We start from the raw sequence: 19,067 nt of genomic DNA, 5'->3' as shown, positions 1-19,067 counted from the left end.
GTTACAACAATTAATGGAATCAACAGCTCGAACCAGCTCGAACATAAAACCTATTTATTTCAACTTGACTTCTTCGCTATATTGTCAGTAGCCCATTTGATTTTGGGGGCAAGGAAGGATAAATATAGTGGGGCTGGGAGCAAAAATGTAACAGTAAACCCTTGGTGTACAAAGATTTCCAGCCTCCCAAGATTCACTTGGAGGTGGAGAAGGTGATTCATACAATTAAGTTGTTTTTCCCTATCGAATACTATGAAGTGACGGATTTACAAAAGAGGTTTAATATTTACTACAGGCATTTGAATGATTACTTCGCTGATCACTATGGCGGTAGGTTCAAAGGAGTCACTATTCATATTTCAAACAAAGGGAACGGACAATGGAAATTATATATGTTCATAGATGCGATTCTTCTTCTTGGTAAGTCTGATCTGACGGAAGATGACTATCCTTTAATAGAACAAGAGATAAAAAATATTCTTTGGATTCTCTTTAGACATTTTTCGCATTTCAAACATCATATTTTGCAAAGAATTGATTACCGATACGATGTGATTGTAAAGGAAAAGCACCACCGAGAGCTTCTGCTCCACTTGTATCAGAAGCTTACTAAATCACATCGTTATCAAAAAAAGTATATAGGTAAGCTTGATGCAGAAGGTGTCTTTCAAAAGTATGAAACGACAGTTTATCATTCATCTAAATCGGTACAAGCTGTAGTTTATTCTAAAGAAGAAGAACGAATGTTCAAAAAGGAAGAAATCCAGGAGTATGAAAAAAACGTATTAAGATTTGAAGTACGGATTTTACAAGATCATATTAATTATATGGCTCGACAAGACAAAGGGAATTTTCGACCTAAGAAATTAATAGAATATATGAAAGAGGAAGTCTACCGAGGTTATTTTCGCAAATATATGTCCCCGATTTATCATCCTGGAGAATTTTATAAGTTAGATGAAGCAAGAAAATGTATAAGAAACTCCTCCCTCTCTGATTCCAATAAAAATAAGCTGATTGTATTTTTAAAACAAGTATCTTCTCACAGTATTGATACCCCGCTGAAATCCATGACAAAAGCCACATTTCGAAACCGATTGGAAATGTTGAGTCAAATTGGCATCAATCCAATTCCCATCCCAAAAAATTACCCAAAAGCACCAACAACTTTAAGCAATCCCCTTGATAATTTTTTATGGTAAAACAGTTTCAAGTTTTTTGGAGAGTTATAGTTGATGTATGGTCACTCATGGTTATAATAGTAGGTAAGCACGATATTGTGAGTATCGTGTAACATTGCTGAACATGAACTTGAAGTTCAGTAAGGCAATAAGTAGATCCATGTTAGAACCACTCCGCTTACCAGGCTTCGGGTGGTTCTTTTTATTTAGAAACCCGAACATTGAAGTTTCAATATATTAAATGAGGTTATCAAACCCTTTTCCCAATCTATAATGATAAAGATCTTCTGATCAATAAATAGGATTTCCAGATGGAAAAAATCAAAAAAGGAGTAGATTGAAATGGGAAAAGGTAGAAAACAATTGAATGATGATTTTGCTAAGTTGCTGAAAAAACTTCGGTTAGCCAAAGGTTATTCATTGCAACAATTAGCAGATCGAAGTAACGTTACGCCTTCATATTTAAACAGGCTTGAGCGTGGTGAACGAAAGACACCTACTTTCTCGGTACTTCAACATATTGCAGAAGGACTTGACGTAGATGTTAATGTTCTGCTTGGATTAGATGCAAAGGATACAAATGAACCACTTTCATTGGAAGAATTGTTTTTTACCAATGAAATAGAGTTTGGAGGCAAACAGTTAACTGCTGATCAAAAGGAAGTGCTATTGGATATCATCCAGGAGGCATTAGAAACAGAAGCAACACCAGTTGAACTTTTGATGGATTCATTGAAGAAAATTGGAATGTTAATCTGCGAGTTGAAAGAATCGTGATTCATCATCAACGGAGCCAATGATGGTTTTCCGTTGTACATATGGTATATGTATAAAGTAAATACAGTATCAATATTATGTATGTATACGGTTAGGGCAATAACACCAAGAATATTGGATAAATGTCTATAAGGTTATAGATAACATATGCAATTGATATATACATGTTATATAACTACCAAATTCGTTTGACAAGAACAAATATTCTCTTTTATAATCTGATAAAATGAAAGGGTTGGATGGGAAATGAGACGATCATTTATCACCTTTGAAAAGTATATACGAAAAAAATTAGCACTTACCAGAGAAGAAATGGTGGGTGCTTTTTTTGTAAAAAATAAATGACAAAAATATTCGTCGATAATAGGAGGAATGTTGAAATGAGTAAAAAGGGAAGTAACAAGGAAGCCATTTTCGCCATTTACTTAAAAGACTATTACAAAGGTTGGAAAGAACTTTTAGACTTTGAATTATCGAATATTGTGTTAGAACAGCGTCATGCAAATAGCAATATTGATCTGTCAGCAGTAAACCTTATACGAAGATTGGGTATTTACATGGAGATTCAATTGACTAAAGCCAATAAAAAATATCTGCGTCGAATACAAACCATGATGAATAGATACCATGAATCCGTCATTATTTGGGTTGCTCATTCTTTCGACAAAGCGTTATTGCAAGAGTTAGAGGATTGGATGGCAAAGCACAATAAACAGTACATCGACTTCTACGCACTCACTATTTCTGAAGAAGCATTGAAAGAACTACATAGTTTAAATCAACTGTATAAACTTGATGTGTATAACAAGATGCCCGTTTTAAATGACATAGACAATCTTTTGCAGGTGGAATATAAACTGATAAATTTACACAAAACCCATTGCGGAAGCGTACCGATTGAACCTCCAATTTATGATTTCTCCAGATCAGATGATGTTAAGAAAATGCTTTTGTCCGTACTGAATAAGAGGATGCCGTATTACTTAAACTTCCACTATCGGAAAAAAGCAAATCTCCATGATCATGTGCTGACGGTCGGTTCAGGTCGGAGCAATATCTCTTATCGCACTTCAGTCAAAAATGCAAAATCATTAGCATTTGTAGAGCTGTATTTTGATTCATCGAGAGAAGATGATTATGAGGAATTTACGAAGATGGAACAAACCATTCGTCAGAAAGTGCATCCGCAAATTCAGTTTGAAAATCGGAGAATCGGTGTTTATTTTCAACCATTGGAAACGTATAAGGGAACGTTTGAAAAAATTGCTGAGATATTTGAGCTGTTTATTCAATTCTTTAGTCCATACTTATATGGTGGAAAAGATATTAAGGTTACACGTGGGCAGGAATAAAAAGGTATAGAAGCAATTCAATTTGCAATTTTAAAAATATTGGATTATTCGCCAAATAGGTTCAGTGGGAGTTTCTTGGTAGAAACATTGTAGACTTAGAACTCTTCCTTTGTACTCGAAAAAGAAAAAGACCAAGTTTCCCGATCTTTGTCAAAATGGGAGAAGCTTCAGAAATTAATGTGATTGAGTTAATAAGCAACGAACTAAAGAAGGATAAAAGGACTGTAACAATGGAAGAAATATTCTATCCAATGAATTTCTATACAAAATGAAGACGTTAACATCAGATGCTAATGACGCTATACTTCTTATTATCCAAGAAATTTTGGTTTCCGAATGGACAGGCTATACCATGCTTGAGGAATTGAAACAAGTTGGTGAGGCTATAACGTAGTTGAAAGAAGTAATGTAATAAGGATACGGGTTAATTTGTTCCGTATCCTTAATGTCTATATGTAGGAAAATTGCAAGTCGTTAAGTATGGTAAGTGTGATACTATTTTGTATAAGGGATATTTTAATAAACGATGTAACTATAAAATTTTTAAATTGAGGGATGCGTTGTGAATACAGCCTACCATACAAAATATTTTGCTAATAAGTTAATAAACCGATCCGCTTCAAATGATATTGATAAACTTTCTATGTCTTTGTTTAATGCGTCAGTAGATATAAATCCGCACCAGGTTGATGCTGCTCTATTTGCTTTTAAATCTCCATTATCAAAAGGAGTTATATTGGCGGATGAAGTCGGACTCGGTAAGACGATAGAGGCTGGTCTGGTTCTATGTCAATATTGGGCAGAAAGAAAAAGAAGGCTTATGGTTATATGTCCTTCTTCATTACGAAAACAGTGGAGTTTGGAACTACAAGAGAAGTTTAATCTACCGAGTATTATATTGGAAACAAAAAATTATAATGAAGAGCTTAGAAAAGGCAATGGTAATCCTTTTAACCAGTCTTGTGTTGTCATTACTTCTTTTAACTTTGCCAATCGTAGAAAGAATGATATAAAAGCAGTTAATTGGGATTTAGCTGTAATAGATGAAGCACATAAGCTAAGAAATGCTTATCGAAAAAGTAACCGAATTGGACAAGGAATAAAATGGGCTGTTGAAGATAAAAAGAAACTATTATTAACAGCAACCCCACTTCAAAATTCTCTGTTGGAACTTTATGGTTTATCTACAATAATTGATGACCGTATTTTTGGAGACTTAAGAGCATTTAGGACTAATTATGTAAATGATGGGAATATAGAAGAATTGAAAGAGAGGTTAAATGGATTTGTAAAAAGAACACTTAGAAAAGATGTTCTTGAATATATCAATTACACTGAAAGACATGCCTTAACTCAACCTTTTACATCAAGTGATAAAGAACAAGAACTATATAAGGCAATTTCTGATTTTCTTCAAACAGAAGGAACGTATGCAATCCCAAAGAGTCAAAGAGTCTTAACCACACTTATCTTAAGAAAATTACTTGCGTCATCTACAAGTGCTGTCCTTCAAACATTACATACGATTAAAAAGAGATTAGTAGATATAAAAGAAGGATTAACGACAGGTAATCTTTTATTTGAAGAAATGGTTGATGAAGATGAATTAGAAATTATACAGCAGACAGAAGATGAACTTGAAGAAGATAGAGACGACCATGAAGTTGTAGAAAATGAAGAGTACAAAGTTAATATAGAAAAAATTAATCAAGAGATTTTAGAAATTGATAGTTTTATACGTATGGCAAGTGAAATACAAGTTGATACAAAATCAGAGGCATTATTAAAGGCTTTAACCATTGGTTTCAATAGAATGAGAGATTTAGGTGCAAATAAAAAAGCACTCATATTTACGGAATCAAAGCGAACACAAGAGTACCTGAAAGAGTTCTTGGAATCTAATGGATATAGAGGAAAAATAGTTTTGTTTAATGGAACAAATTCTGATAAAGAATCAACCGAGATATATAAACAGTGGGTCGAGAAGAACCAGGATAATGGCAGAATCAGTGGGTCAAAAATTGCTGATAAGAGAAACGCACTTATTGAATACTTTCGAGATGAAGCTGAAATAATGATAGCCACAGAATCGGCATCAGAAGGGGTTAATTTGCAATTCTGCTCCCTTCTTATTAATTATGATCTGCCTTGGAATCCACAACGGATAGAGCAACGTATCGGGCGGTGTCACCGTTATGGACAAAAACATGATGTTGTTGTAATAAACTTTATCAATCAGCGAAATCAAGCTGATATAAGGGTGTACGAACTACTGAATGAAAAATTTAGACTTTTTGAAGGGGTTTTGGGTAGTTCAGACGAAGTATTAGGCTCTGTTGAATCTGGAGTGGATTTTGAAAGAAGAATCTTGAATATATATCAAACTTGTAGAAGTCCTGAAGAAATAGAAGATGCTTTCCAACAACTCCAACAAGAGATGGAAGATAAAATAAAACAAAAAATGGATAAGACAAGAGAAAAACTGTTGGAAAATTTCGATTTAGATGTCCATGACCGATTGAAATTCAATCTACAGCATACTAAAGATCACTTAAATAAATACGAAAATATGTTTTGGAACGTAACAAGATTTATTTTGAATAATGATGCACAGTTTGATAATGACCATTTGAGTTTCCGTTTAAATAGTAAAATCAACGACCAAATAGCTGTCGGGAAATACGAAATGATCTCAAAGGAACGGAAAAATACTGAGGGAGCAAATCTATATCGTTTATCACATCCATTGGGTGAGTATGTAATTGATAGGGCTATTTCAATATCAACCCCCCCTGCCAAGTTGAAATTTGATATAACGAATCATCCAGTAAAAATTTCTTTAGTGGAATCATTAAAAGGGAAGAGTGGCTATATTATTCTTTCTAAGTTGACGATTGAGTCCTTTGAAAAAAGTGAATACTTGTTATTTAGCGGATATACGCTTGATGGGGAGATGCTTGACCAAGAACAGTGTGAAAAACTGTTTCAGTGTAAAGCCAATACAATACCATTAAATAATATTGAAGAAATTCATAAGAAAAAGTTGTTAAAAGAAGTAGGAAGATATACAGAGGCAACAGTCAGCATGGTGATGGAAAACAATAATAGATATTTTAGAGAAGAGCAGGATAGATTACAAAAGTGGGCAGATGACTTAATTCTGGCTTCTGAACAAGAGCTTAATGATATTAAGCGAAACATTCGAGAATTGACAAGGAAAGCAAGACTGGCGACAAATACGGAGGAACAGCACCAGATTCAAGTGCAAATCAGCGAACTTGAAAAGAAGAAGAGAACCATGCGTAAGAAGATTTTCCAAGTGGAAGATGAAGTGCTTGAAAAACGAGACGAGCTAATCCAGGAACTTGAATCCAGATTACATCAAAATACGGATAAGGAAGACCTTTTTATGGTACAATGGGAAGTTGTTTAGTTTTTAGGAGGGATTATTGTGAATGAAAGTTATCAAAAATTGATAGCAATATTGAAGGAAATGTTTCAATTAGACCAATCCGATTTAGATTTCGGTATTTATAGAATTATGAATTATAAAAGGAATGAAATTGAAAAGTTTTTAAATGAAGACTTACTTCCACAAGTGAAATCGGAACTTGAAAAATATATTTCAGTGGAGCAAAAAGGCGTTGAGAAAGAACTCAAAGAGCTTACGGAAAAATTAGAAGATGCTGGTGTTGCATTGGAAAGTAGCTCTAAATATGTTGCTCTAAAATCTAAACTTGATAACGGGTTAAATGTGGCTTCTGCAGAAAATGAAGTTTACTCTCACCTGGCAAACTTTTTTAGACGCTATTACAGTGGAGGAGATTTTATATCTTTAAGAAGGTACAAGAAAGACGTATATGCAATGCCTTATGAGGGAGAAGAAGTAAAGCTGCATTGGGCAAATGCTGACCAATACTATATCAAAACAGCAGAATATTTTAGGGATTATTCCTTTACTACTCCTGATGATAAAAAGGTTCATTTTAAATTGGTTGATGCTGAAACGGAAAAAGATAATAACAAGGTTCAAAAAGGAAAAGAAAGACGATTTATTATTGAACAAGATGAACCTTTAGTTATTGAAAATGGAGAACTTTTTATTCATTTTAAGTATGTAATTCATGAGGACAAGCAAAAGGACTTAAATATTCAGGCTGTAGAGATAATTACACAGTCCATTAACAATAATATGGACTTAAAACAATTCCAAACTTTATTAGCGATTGCACCGACAGAGAAAAATCCTAAAAGGAACTTAATTGAAAAGTATTTGGAGGATTATACATCACGTAATACCTTTGATTATTTTATCCATAGAGACCTTGGAAGTTTTTTGACAAGAGAATTGGATTTTTATATTAAAAATGAAGTAATGTTTTTAGATGATTTAGAGACTGAAAATGAATTGAGAATTGAACAGTATATTTCAAAAGTTAAAGTTATTAAGAAGATAGGGAGTAAAATAATCAGCTTCCTTAAACAAATAGAGGATTTTCAAAAGAAACTTTGGCTTAAGAGAAAATTTGTTGTTGAAACAAACTATTGTATAACCTTGGATAATATAGACGAGGAATTTTATCCTGAGATTTTAAATAATGATATGCAACGTCAAGAATGGGTCGAGTTATTCCATATCAAAGATATAAAAGACGATTTAACCAGAGTTGGTTATACAGAACCCTTGACAGTTGAGTTCTTAAAACAAAACCCTTATTTAGTTTTAGATACATCGTTTTTTAGTAATGATTTTAAGGAGCAACTTATAGCCAGTATTGATAATTTAGATGAAAAAGTAAATGGGCTATTGATAAATAGTGATAATTTTCAGGCACTTAATCTTCTAAGAACAAGATATGAAAGACAAGTAGACGCTGTATATATTGACCCTCCATACAATACAGCCCATTCAGAAATATTATATAAAAATCAATTTAAACATTCTTCGTGGCTTTCTTTGATTGCAAATACAGCCAGAATAGTACCAACTTTTTGGAAGAACCAATTTTCATTTGGCTTGGCGATTGATGATTACGAATTTGTAAATTTAGCGGGTCTATTAGATACCTTTTTTCCAAATCTTGAAAGAAACGTAGTAGTAATAAATCATCATCCCCAAGGTGCAGGTGGTAGATTATCAAGAACACATGAATATTATATTTTATTAAGTCCGCCAAATTGTCCTCCATTTCATGGAGAACCATTGGAGAGTTATCAAGAAGACCGTAGTTTTATGAGAAGTGGAACAGCAGAAAATAATTATCGTTATGGAAGATGGAAAAGTTTCTATGCCTTATTGTTAGACCCTAAAACAAATAAAATAGTTGATGTAGAGGACCCTGTGCCTTTAAATGAGGAATACCCAATAGGAAATACCGAAGATGGATTAGTTAGAATATATCCAATAAACTCAAAGGGTGAGGAAAGAGTTTGGAGGTCAAGTTACCTTACTGGAAGAGAAAGAGCTAAGAATGGAGAGTTAGTAATCTCTGAAAGAGGTACAGTATATCAAACAATAAATCATGAGCAAAAAAGAGAAGTGTTATTCAGCAATTGGACTGACAGTAAATTCAATTCAGGAACACATGGGTCAAATCTTCTGAGGGATATGGGCTTAGGAGACAATTTTGATTATCCTAAGTCAATTAATGCTCTTGAAACAGCTTTATGGGCTCAAACATACGGAAGAAATAATGCACTGATTTTAGATTACTTTGCAGGTTCAGGTACTACAGCACATGCTACAATAAATCTAAACAGACAAGATGAAGGAAATCGAAAATATATCCTTGTTGAAATGGGAAAACATTTTGATACAGCAACTAAACCAAGAGTACAGAAAGCAGTTTATTCTAAAGACTGGAAGGATGGAAAACCAGTTACAAGAGAAGGTGTAAGTCATATCTTTAAGTACATTAGGCTTGAATCCTATGAGGATGCATTAAATAACCTTGAAATTCGTTTAACAGACCAGCAGTTATCGTTACTCGAAAAGAATCCTGATATAAGAGAGCAGTATATGCTTTCCTATATGCTTAATAATGAAACAGAGAATAGCACGTCTCTCTTGAATATAGATATGTTTCAAAATCCATTTGAATATAAAATGAAAATTGCTAATGGATTGGAAACTCAAGTGACTACATTGGACTTGGTTGAGACGTTTAATTATCTATTAGGGATCGAAGTCATTAGGAATGAAAGAAAAGAACGCTACAATGCTATAGAAGATAAAAATAGTAACGTTCCAGGAGCAGTTAAGTTAAGTTCTTCTAAAGAAGGAGAGTATGTTTTTAAAGAAATTGAGGGAAGAACTTTAGACGGTGAGAAAATTCTTGTTATATGGCGTTCTTTAACAGATGATATTGTTAAGGATAATGCAGCCCTCGATGCTTATTTTCTAAAGAAAAAGTACAGCACCCAAGATTTTGAATTTAATCGTATTTATGTGAACGGTGATAATAACCTTCAAAATCTTAAATTGGATGAAGAAAGATGGAAGGTTGTTTTAATCGAAGAGGAATTTAAGAAGCTAATGTTTGACGTACAGGATGTGTAAGGGGGTGTTGAAATGGAAACAAAAGCAAAAAAGGGAAAAAAGGCTAAAGCACCTCAATTAAAATTTAATAAGCGATTGATTTTGAATCAGCACTTTCTTTCTCTATTAGGTATAGAAAAGTTTGAAGAAATCGGGAAGGAATTGAAGAAGCCAAGATATGAAAGTTTGTCAGAGGATAACAATACCAACTTTTATCACTTCCTTCTCGATGAATGGAAGGATAAAGTGAAAATAAGCCCAGATAAACTGTTAAATTACGACAATAATATCGTAGCACATACAAAGCGTATTTCTGAAAAAAGGGATTTGGGCTTCACATGGAAGTATTTTCAATACCTTTCTCTCCTCTTTTCTGAGTTATATCTTGATAAATACTTTAACGAACGAGAGAAGTTGCTTCAATCGCTAAATGAATATGTTGACAAGTTCAATGGGGATAAGGTAGATGCAGATAAAGTTGAATTATATCAGAATTCAGATTTGAAAAAGTTGGCATTTTGGAATGCTACTGGGTCAGGAAAGACTCTCATTATGCACGTGAATATCCTTCAATATCTGCATTATTTAAAGGCATCAGGTAAGGAGAATGAACTTAATAAGGTTATTCTCCTTACGCCTAATGAGAGATTATCTAATCAACATCTTGAAGAGTTTAAAATCTCTGGTTTAAAAGCTGAACTTTTTGATAAGTCGGAAGGTGGGCTATTAAGATTAGCTGAAACGACAATTGAAATAATAGATATTCACAAGATAGATGATCAAGAAGGTGACAAAACCGTAGCCATAGATTCTTTTGAAGGGAATAACCTTGTTCTGGTTGACGAGGGTCACAAAGGGGCTTCAGGGCTTGTCTGGAAAGAGAAACGGGATAAATTAAGTGAAACAGGTTTCTCTTTTGAATACTCAGCGACCTTTGGACAGGCTATGAAGGCATCTGGTAAAAATGAACTTATACAAGAATACGCTAAATGTATTTTATTTGATTATTCCTACCGCTACTTTCATGGTGACGGATATGGTAAAGATTATAATATCTTAAACCTGCAAGATGATAGCAATGAAGACGTTCGTCAACTTTATCTTACTGCATGTTTGCTAACGTTTTATCAACAAAAGAAGCTATTTGAAGACCGAAAGAAGGATTTCTCTGCATTTTTATTGGATAATCCTTTAATTATCTTTGTCGGGGCAAGTGTCCTAAAAGGGAAGAAAAACACAGAGGCTTCAGATGTTGTTGATGTGTTAAAATTCTTTTCTGACTTTGTAAAAAATGAGAAAAGAAGTGTTGAACGAATAAAACGGTTGCTTGGTGGAAGTCCAGGATTGCTTGATAATAAGGGGAGAGAAATCTTTAAGGATTCTTTCAAATACTTAATTAATAATCAGACAAGCAGTACGGAAGAAGTATTCAAGGATGTTTTAAAAACTGTGTTTAATTCCAATACCCCTGGAGCAGAACTGCACGTAGAGAATTTAAAAGGTGTAACTGGTGAGATTGGTGTTCGAGTTGGTGAAAATTCATATTTTGGTGTAATCAATGTTGGAGATGATAAAAAACTCGTAAAGCTGTGCGATGAAAATGGTTTAATCACTGCTGAAAAAGAATTTTCTCAATCACTATTTCAGAACATCAATTCCCCTAATTCAAACATAAATGTGCTAATTGGTTCTAAGAAATTTACAGAAGGCTGGAGTAGTTGGCGTGTTAGCACGATGGGACTTTTAAATGTAGGGCAATCGGAAGGTGCTGAGATTATTCAGCTATTCGGAAGAGGGGTACGTTTAAAAGGATATGAGTTCAGCTTAAAGAGAAGTAAGTTCATAAAAATAGAGAGACCAGAGATAGCAATACCAAAATATATTGATATTCTTGAAACGCTTAATATTTTTGGTATAAGAGCGGACTATATGAAGCAATTTGAGGAGTACCTAAAAGAAGAAGACCTTGAAATTGATGAAGAGCAGGAATTCATTGAACTCCCTGTTATCCGAAATAAAGATGTGGATCTAAGTAAGCTCCGTACCCTTAAGATTAAAGATGGATTGGATTTTAAGAAGCAAGGACCCAAACCGAATTTATCAACTCTGGAAGAGATAAGCAACAGAATAATTGTTGACTGGTATCCAAAAATTCAGGTACAGTCATCTTCGGGAACTTCAAATGATTTTGGTTCGATGTACCAAGGAAAATTAGAAGAGGAACATCTTGCGTTTATTAATGCTGATGAAATTTTCTTTGAACTGCAACGCTATAAGAATTTAAAATCGTGGCACAATCTTAATATTACAAAGCAGGGTATTCTGGAGCTACTTAGGAATCCCGATTGGTACACTCTGTTAATTCCAAAGGAAGAACTTGAATTTACGGATTTTAGCAACTTTAAAAAATGGCAAGACATTGCAATCGTGTTACTAAAGAAATACTGTGATTTCTTTTATAAGCATAAGAAGGCTGAATGGGAATTCCCTCATTTGAATTATTACGTATTAACAGAAGACGATGCGAACTTTATCAAGGAAGACAAATATGTATTCACTATTAACAAGCCAGAAGAGAATGATTCTTTGATAAGTAAACTGAATCAATTAAAGGAATTGCTCGAAAGTGGAAAAGTACAAGATATAGATTTTCAAAAATTTAAACATGCTAATTTTGAGCCATTTGATTTTGGGGAACATCTGTATAATCCATTGATTTATATAAAGAAGAACGCTACCGAAATTGAAGTTTCTCCTGTTCACTTAAATGAAGGAGAACGTAACTTTGTCTGTGATTTAAAAGAATACTTCAAGAGCAATGAATCATTCTTTAGCGATAAAGAGCTTTATCTATTACGTAATAAAAGTAAGGCAGGAATTGGTTTCTTTGAAGCAAGTAACTTTTACCCAGATTTTATTATGTGGTTAGTTTATGATAGGAAACAGTATATTACCTTTATTGATCCTAAGGGGATTAGAAATCTAAGGGGATTAGATGATCGGAAAATTCAACTTTCCCATACCATTAAGGATATAGAATATAACCTAACAGAATATGATGACAGTATAATATTAAATTCTTTTATTATTGCTGGAACATCGTATAATGAAGTTTCTCATTGGGGAGATAGAGAACATTTTGAAGAAGTAAATGTATTCTTCCAGAGAGAGGATAGAGATTATGTTGGGAAAATTTTTGATAAAATATTAGAAGACTAATCATTCCCGTTTCATTAGAAAAGAAAATTGAAAACAAGTTCTCATATAAGATTGTCTTACAAGTCGGTTATTCGATTGTAAGACAATTTTTTTATGTAAAGATGCTCGAACACCCTCGAACCGAAATTGCATTCTCAAGTAGTTGACAAGCTGATATAACTAAAGTGAGCAATTTTGGAAGGAGGTATTATTATGTACAACAAAGTACCATTAGAACTGAAACAAACAAAACAATGGGTTTGCTATAAGTCAATCCCAAAAGGTGAAAGGATGACAAAAGTTCCTGTGTATCCTTCAAATGGCAAGGCAATTAATATAAATAATAAGGAGAATTGGTACACTTTTGACGAAGTAGTCCAAGAAATAAGAAATGGTAATGAGCATGTTTCAGGAATTGGGTTTGTTTTTACGGGATCTGATCCTTGCGTTGGAATTGACTTAGATTATTGTGTTGACGAGAGAGGTAATTTCTCCTCACTTGCACAAGAAGTCATTTCAATGTTTGAGGGAAAAGCGTATATTGAGTTTTCTCCGAGCGGAAAAGGAATTCATGTGATTACAAATGGAAGAAAGCCAGAAAGTTCTTCTAAAAACTCGGAGTTAGGAATCGAAATATATGATAAGAAACGCTATTTTACAGTCACAGGTAATCAAATAAGCTCCGCTGCAATTCTTTTTGACTGCCAAAAAGAATTGCAGGCTCTTTGCGAAAAATATCTAATGAAAAAGGTGGATGGTAATCATATGAGAACAGAAGCAAAAAATAAAAAAGCGAGCCATACACTGATGAAAGATCAATTATTAGACATCATGTTCTCAAGTAAAGGAGGTGAACGGTTAAGAAGTTTGTATGATGGACACTGGGAAAACTATCATTCCTCGCAAAGTGAGGCTGACTTAGCCCTATGTAATGCATTAGCTTTTTACACAGCGAAAGATGCTAATGAGATGGATCGAATGTTCCGCCAATCTGGGTTGTTTCGGAAGAAGTGGGATCAGATTCACTATGCAGATGGTTCAACTTACGGGGAAGTAGTGATTAATAAGGCAATAGAAGGGACATCTGTAGTTTTTACGGCAAATGAGGTACGAACCACTCCGAAACCTAAGCAAGTAGATAATAAAGATGCAAAAAAGGATTTACCAGCGTGGTATGAGCAAACACAAACATCAATGAGGTTCAAACCTGGAGTTTTAGCAAAGCACTTAGCTGAAACCGCAAATTTCATTTATTCGAGTGAACGGTTTTTTAAATACGAACATGGCGTATACAAGGAAATGCCTTTGCTCAAGGTGAAAAGCCTCATACAAGAAAACTTGTTAGATGAGCATAGCAAGACCCATCACATCCAGGATACTTTGGAGCAATGGAAAACCCGCATTGCTTATGAAGGGGATTTCATGGATAATCCCAACTTGACGAATATGATCAACTTCAAAAATGGCGTGTACGATTTGAATAATAAGACTCTCCTTCCCCACTCACCTCTTTTTTATACCGCCGTTCAAGTGAACGCACAATACGACCCATCTGCAACTTGCCATCAATTCAAAAAGTTTATCCAAGAATCCCTCAATTCCTCAGACGGTAGGTTATTTGTTAATTCCGAGCGTGGCCGCCGAAAAGGCATTCATTTTGTATGGACCAGGACGTAGTGGAAAATCAACATTCCTAAAGGTGATTGAGCAAATATTAGGGAAAAGTCAGATTAGCAACGTGGCATTACAAGACCTATCCCAACGATTTAAAGCAAGCCTTCTTCTTGGAAAACTTGCAAATATCTACGCTGACCTCCCCAATAAATCCATTCAAGATACAGGCGTTTTCAAGACACTTGTAAGTGGAGATTCCATTGTTGCAGAAGAAAAGTTCGGCACTCCCTTTTCTTTTTCAAACAAAGCAAGACTCGTCTTCTCCTGTAATGAATTACCTTCCAATTATGTTGACCGAACAGACGGCTTTTACCGCCGTTTGATTATTCTCCCATTTTTAAGACAAGTGCCTGAAACAGAAATAGATCCTTTTCTATTGCAAAAATTCCAAGACGAGCTGGATGGAATCATTCAATGGGCTTTGGAAGGACTTCATCGTCTTATTAAAAACAAATTTCAATTTACGAAAAGCGAATCGAATAAGGCATTGCTCGCCGACTATCGCAAACAGTCAAATAACGTCATTTGGTTTGTAGAAGAGCATTGCGAACTTATCCCAGAGCAATTTGAATATAGTCGCCAACTTTATCAATATTACAAGCAAATGTGCCTTGAGAATGGATTACAACCCATCTCACAAACAAAATTCAACAAATCGCTTCAAAATGATTATCCAAAACAACTACTAAGAACCGAAGAATCCAATAGCAAACGGATCATTTTCAAGGGAATAAAGATTCGTCGTAACATCTGAAGTACAACCACAAGGGAGGGGAGCGGGTAAAAGAAAGGGTTTTTACAACTTATAAAAAAATTTGAATGGAAGAAGGTTGTAAACAAATTTCTAAAGGTTACGTAAAAGCCTTTGAAATGCCCCCTCCTCCTGTGGTTGTGATAAGTGGTTGCAAAAGAATTCTTTTTGGAAGTAAATGACCCACCCAATAAGATACTCTTACCGACATTGTGAATAATGAAAAGGCAGTTTCCATAAGCATTGAACTTTTGGAACTGCCTTTAAATATTTCAACCATTGTTTTTGGAGTATTTTTCATTGAAGTTGAAAAGTAACTGGGCGATTATATCTTGTAGCTTGTATTGGGGAAAATGCTCTTTGCAAGTTTTGACAAATTGTTTATACAACTCGTCCGACATACGGAAGTTCTTCGTTGCAAATTTAGGAGATTGGAAAATTCGCTTGTCCAAAATGAAGTCGTTGTTATTTTTAGATTGCTCAATTAATGATTTTAGGGCTAAGAAGTTTTGCTTAATATAGTCCAATTCGGGATCCTTGGGGGCAGTAACACTTATAATTTGGTTTTCATCCCGAATAAATTTGTAATACTGGTTATCTCGTTTAATAAATACATAATCATCTTCCTGCATTAGTTTTGTAAAGGTAGAGTAATTCAGTTTAAGTGTATCCGCCACCTTTTGTAAATCAAAGCCATCCTTACTTAGAAGATCATTTACGATTGCAACCCGTTCCTTGCTACTCATTGTAGTGAAGCTGTCTTTGTTCATGTGTACACCTCCTTGTCGATTTCGATGTTATATTATAGATAGACCTTGTGGAATCATTCCGTTTAAGAATATTTATAGTGAGTGGGAACTCGATGAACAATCAACTATTCGGAGAAACCGAATAGTTCAAATCGAGGGAACAGGGATGAAGATAAATTTAATCAGTATTATATACAACAACCAATACCTAATGATTTTGAGAAGTTTATTAAGAAAAACGGACTGGATAATTGAAAATGGCTATCCTTAAGGTCAATTTAGACCTTGTGGATAGCCACTCCGCTTTGGTAGTTTTGAAACTTTTATCTTGATTATCAAGTTTTCAAATTTACACTGTAGCGGGTCGATAATCTGTTTTTTTCACCAGGAATAAAATCGACTTTAATAACCTCACCCTCATCAAATAATCTAATTTTTTCCCTAATTCTTTCTGGATTCTTTATTTTTATATCTTCTACTGTGTATGCCATATTAATATTATTAATTTCCGCTCCGAAAAGATTGATATTTAATTGATTGGATGAACCTGCAGTAATTTTAATTGACTTTTCTTCGGCATCATCAATTAATCTTTTTAATCCATCTACACCATTAAAAGTAGCACTTAAATCGCCAATCCCTGTCACGACTTCCTTATCTTCCATGATTGCTCTTAAAATTTCAAGGTTCACAAAATCTTCATCTGCCATATTATCGGGGAGATGAAATTTCACTCCAAAGTAATGTTCTATTGATCGTAAGTTATTTAGCAATGATAGTCTTTCATCAATGCTTTCAATATCGTAGTCGGTGTCTGAAGCAGAAGGCTGGGCTTCGAAAAAATTAACTCCACTTTCCAAGTCAGATAATATCATACTACTGTTATTGATAGTACATTTTATAAAGTTTAGGAAGATTATTTCCGCCATAACGGTTCTTTCAAAGTCCTCTCTAATCTTAAATTTCATGTCGATGTCAAATCTGTTATTAGTGAGATCATTGTTGAAAAAGTTTTTAAGTGTAAGGGAAAAAACTACAGGGGAATTTTTTTGATGTTCATTGCTGATTACACCAATGTTTTCCTCCTGATTAATGTTAGTTGTTCTTAATTCCAGGTAGTCGATAATGACGTTATTTTCAAGCCCTGTGGCCACTAATTTTGCTTTAATTGGGGGAGGTAAGGGTGCTGGTAGCATGTACCATTTCCCTTCTTTGATGGCATTTTGTTCAAACGAAAGTGGGTCTATTACTTTTTCCTTGCCAATCCATGTCTCGATGTATTTTACATCTATTTGAATCTTTTCTTGTCTAAAATGCTTTCGGCTTAAAAAATCATTAATGGTTTCTCCCGATTTCATGTCCTTATCAATAATTGAAAGTCTTCCCCTATACTTAATAGGATATTGCTTTGCTATTTCCGCATTAAGTGGCTGATGTTGAAAAACAATTTTCGAACCTAATTCAATAGGTTTATAGGTATATAGAGGATGAAGCGGATGTATTTCCCCCATTTGTTTAATTACCTTTGCGAATTCATCGGCCGCCTCCTGCCTTTTTCCGCTTCTAATTAAATATGAAATATGATCTTTTATACTATTGATGATTGTTACTTGATTGTTGTTCGAATTACTGATTGCAATTTGATTAAGTCCATTACTTTGATTTACTTCCGTTTTCTTTATCAGCGGAATCACCTCCAATATTAATAGAATTATTTTTGGAACGTTGGAGTGCGACTTGATTCGTCCCTTCTCTTTGAATGATTCCGCTATTTCTCTTCTTTGAAATAACTTTGTATGCGACACCGCCCCCTAAAATAGCTGTAGCAATAATACCAGCGATAATACTATTTATTAAATCCATCTCAAAGTCACCCTCACGTAGTTTGTTTTATAATTTTGGGTAAATTGCAGTTGCATCAAATAGGTATACGGACAGCTGTCCAATTTAGTTGCATTATTATTTCGACTATTACTCATCTACCTATTATTATAAATGAAGTCCACATTATTTTCTTTATTAGCACTTAAAGGCGAAAAATTTAAGGATGGACAAATAAAAGACGTGAGAAAAGTATCCCACGTCAATATTTTTTGCCTCTTAGACCACCACGGTGAACCGTATCATAAATGATGATAAAGCGGAAAGTTGTGATCGTAATTCAATAAAGTTAGCTAGTACAATAAAACCGTTCTGTCTACTTCGATGTCGTATATCAACCAGCTCTAAAGTATCAGTAGTTTTTCTTGATCAATTGAGGTGACATAAAATAGGAAAGAACGATCAAACTCTGAATCTTTCCTTATTTTTTTCAGAAAAATGGTGGGACGAGGTGACTGTCCCCCGTCTCTATTAATGCCTCGGCTTTATCCCAAGTTTCTTCATCAATAATTGGTTTGTGAACTCCTTTAACTAATATGTGATTAGGGTTTGTACCTTTTATTAGCCTTTTTCCAATTTATTACTGGTTAAATCGAATATATCCTTTGTATATAGGATTTTTTAGGATGATGTTTACGGTTGATTGAGTAAAATCTTTATTGTTTTTCGTATGTTTCCCAATTTTATTAAGGTGATTGGCAATTTTCTTTGTACCCCAGTTTTCATGAACATATTTATTAACCTGAATTATTCACCGCAATCTAAAACTTTGAGAATTTAATGAAATTTATAACGCTAAGGGAAATTGAGATCGAAAAAATAGCCTAGTTAGAGACGATTTGAAACGAGTCTTGCGAGAAAACCGATTTTTGGGCAGACTTGCCCCTTGGTGCGAGTTCGATTTTTTAAAAATGGCTATTTAGTTAAATGTTAGCTGCTGCACCCTGGTCAGTACATCCCAAAAGA

12 protein-coding genes are annotated in these 19,067 nt (G+C 34.2%); 8 read left to right on the top strand and 4 right to left on the bottom strand.

Translation table 11 applies throughout. The features are described 5' to 3' along the window. The first annotated feature begins 212 nt into the window (after positions 1–212). The 8 genes from J2S13_RS08820 (at position 213) to J2S13_RS08785 (ending at position 15,474) form a co-directional block, all read left to right on the top strand. Positions 213–1,202, top strand: coding sequence for a phage/plasmid replication domain-containing protein (locus J2S13_RS08820; RefSeq protein ID WP_307257373.1), 990 nt, complete (start codon positions 213–215; stop codon positions 1,200–1,202). A gap of 321 nt (positions 1,203–1,523) precedes the next feature. After that, positions 1,524–1,958 (top strand): helix-turn-helix domain-containing protein, encoded by a 435-nt coding sequence (locus J2S13_RS08815; RefSeq protein ID WP_205180078.1) that lies wholly within the window; start codon positions 1,524–1,526, stop codon positions 1,956–1,958. Positions 1,959–2,338: 380 nt separating this feature from the next. Further along, positions 2,339–3,310 (top strand): nucleoside triphosphate pyrophosphohydrolase family protein, encoded by a 972-nt coding sequence (locus J2S13_RS08810; RefSeq protein WP_307257370.1) that lies wholly within the window; start codon positions 2,339–2,341, stop codon positions 3,308–3,310. Positions 3,311–3,872: 562 nt separating this feature from the next. Next, the gene (locus J2S13_RS08805) at positions 3,873–6,743 is read left to right on the top strand and encodes an SNF2-related protein (RefSeq protein ID WP_307257369.1); all 2,871 of its coding nucleotides are present in this window, start codon (positions 3,873–3,875) and stop codon (positions 6,741–6,743) included. A gap of 18 nt (positions 6,744–6,761) precedes the next feature. Further along, a complete protein-coding gene (locus J2S13_RS08800; RefSeq protein WP_307257368.1) occupies positions 6,762–9,869 on the top strand; it encodes a DNA methyltransferase in 3,108 nt (1,035 codons plus the stop codon). 12 nt (positions 9,870–9,881) lie between these two features. Next, a complete protein-coding gene (locus J2S13_RS08795; protein WP_307257366.1) occupies positions 9,882–13,067 on the top strand; it encodes a DEAD/DEAH box helicase family protein in 3,186 nt (1,061 codons plus the stop codon). 192 nt (positions 13,068–13,259) lie between these two features. Then, complete coding sequence (locus J2S13_RS08790; protein ID WP_307257365.1) at positions 13,260–14,723, top strand: phage NrS-1 polymerase family protein; 1,464 nt, start codon at positions 13,260–13,262, stop codon at positions 14,721–14,723. Next, positions 14,704–15,474, top strand: coding sequence for a DNA primase family protein (locus J2S13_RS08785; protein WP_307257364.1), 771 nt, complete (start codon positions 14,704–14,706; stop codon positions 15,472–15,474). The genes J2S13_RS08790 and J2S13_RS08785 overlap by 20 nt, the downstream gene beginning before the upstream one ends. Before the next feature lie 269 nt (positions 15,475–15,743). Here the strand turns inward: J2S13_RS08785 and J2S13_RS08780 are convergent, their stop codons facing one another. The 4 genes from J2S13_RS08780 to J2S13_RS16895 form a co-directional block, all read right to left on the bottom strand. Next, positions 15,744–16,241 (bottom strand): hypothetical protein, encoded by a 498-nt coding sequence (locus tag J2S13_RS08780; RefSeq protein WP_307257362.1) that lies wholly within the window; start codon positions 16,239–16,241, stop codon positions 15,744–15,746. A 314-nt stretch (positions 16,242–16,555) separates the two neighbouring features. Continuing rightward, positions 16,556–17,731 carry a hypothetical protein gene (locus J2S13_RS08775; RefSeq protein WP_307257361.1) on the bottom strand — a complete coding sequence of 392 codons (1,176 nt, stop codon included), beginning with the start codon at positions 17,729–17,731 and terminating at the stop codon, positions 16,556–16,558. Between the two features lie 142 nt (positions 17,732–17,873). Continuing rightward, positions 17,874–18,083 (bottom strand): hypothetical protein, encoded by a 210-nt coding sequence (locus J2S13_RS08770; protein ID WP_307257360.1) that lies wholly within the window; start codon positions 18,081–18,083, stop codon positions 17,874–17,876. A gap of 598 nt (positions 18,084–18,681) precedes the next feature. Then, the gene (locus J2S13_RS16895; protein WP_370874007.1) at positions 18,682–18,849 is read right to left on the bottom strand and encodes a recombinase family protein; all 168 of its coding nucleotides are present in this window, start codon (positions 18,847–18,849) and stop codon (positions 18,682–18,684) included. Between the last annotated feature and the right edge of the window lie 218 nt (positions 18,850–19,067).

It is taken from the genome of Oikeobacillus pervagus, assembly GCF_030813365.1.
GTDB classification, from domain to species: domain Bacteria; phylum Bacillota; class Bacilli; order Bacillales; family DSM-23947; genus Oikeobacillus; species Oikeobacillus pervagus.
The sequence above is the reverse complement of the archived record's forward strand: the minus strand, read 5'-3'. Positions and strand labels throughout refer to the sequence as shown.

Bases quoted from the DNA above. Each gene is read 5' to 3' on its own strand.
- J2S13_RS08815 (WP_205180078.1), top strand. From the start codon at position 1,524: ATGGGAAAAGGTAGAAAACAATTGAATGATGATTTTGCTAAGTTGCTG.
- J2S13_RS08810 (WP_307257370.1), top strand. From the start codon at position 2,339: ATGAGTAAAAAGGGAAGTAACAAGGAAGCCATTTTCGCCATTTACTTA.
- J2S13_RS08795 (WP_307257366.1), top strand. From the start codon at position 9,882: ATGGAAACAAAAGCAAAAAAGGGAAAAAAGGCTAAAGCACCTCAATTA.
- J2S13_RS08790 (WP_307257365.1), top strand. From the start codon at position 13,260: ATGTACAACAAAGTACCATTAGAACTGAAACAAACAAAACAATGGGTT.
- J2S13_RS08780 (WP_307257362.1), bottom strand. From the start codon at position 16,241: ATGAACAAAGACAGCTTCACTACAATGAGTAGCAAGGAACGGGTTGCA.
- J2S13_RS08775 (WP_307257361.1), bottom strand. From the start codon at position 17,731: ATGGGGGAAATACATCCGCTTCATCCTCTATATACCTATAAACCTATT.
- J2S13_RS08770 (WP_307257360.1), bottom strand. From the start codon at position 18,083: ATGGATTTAATAAATAGTATTATCGCTGGTATTATTGCTACAGCTATT.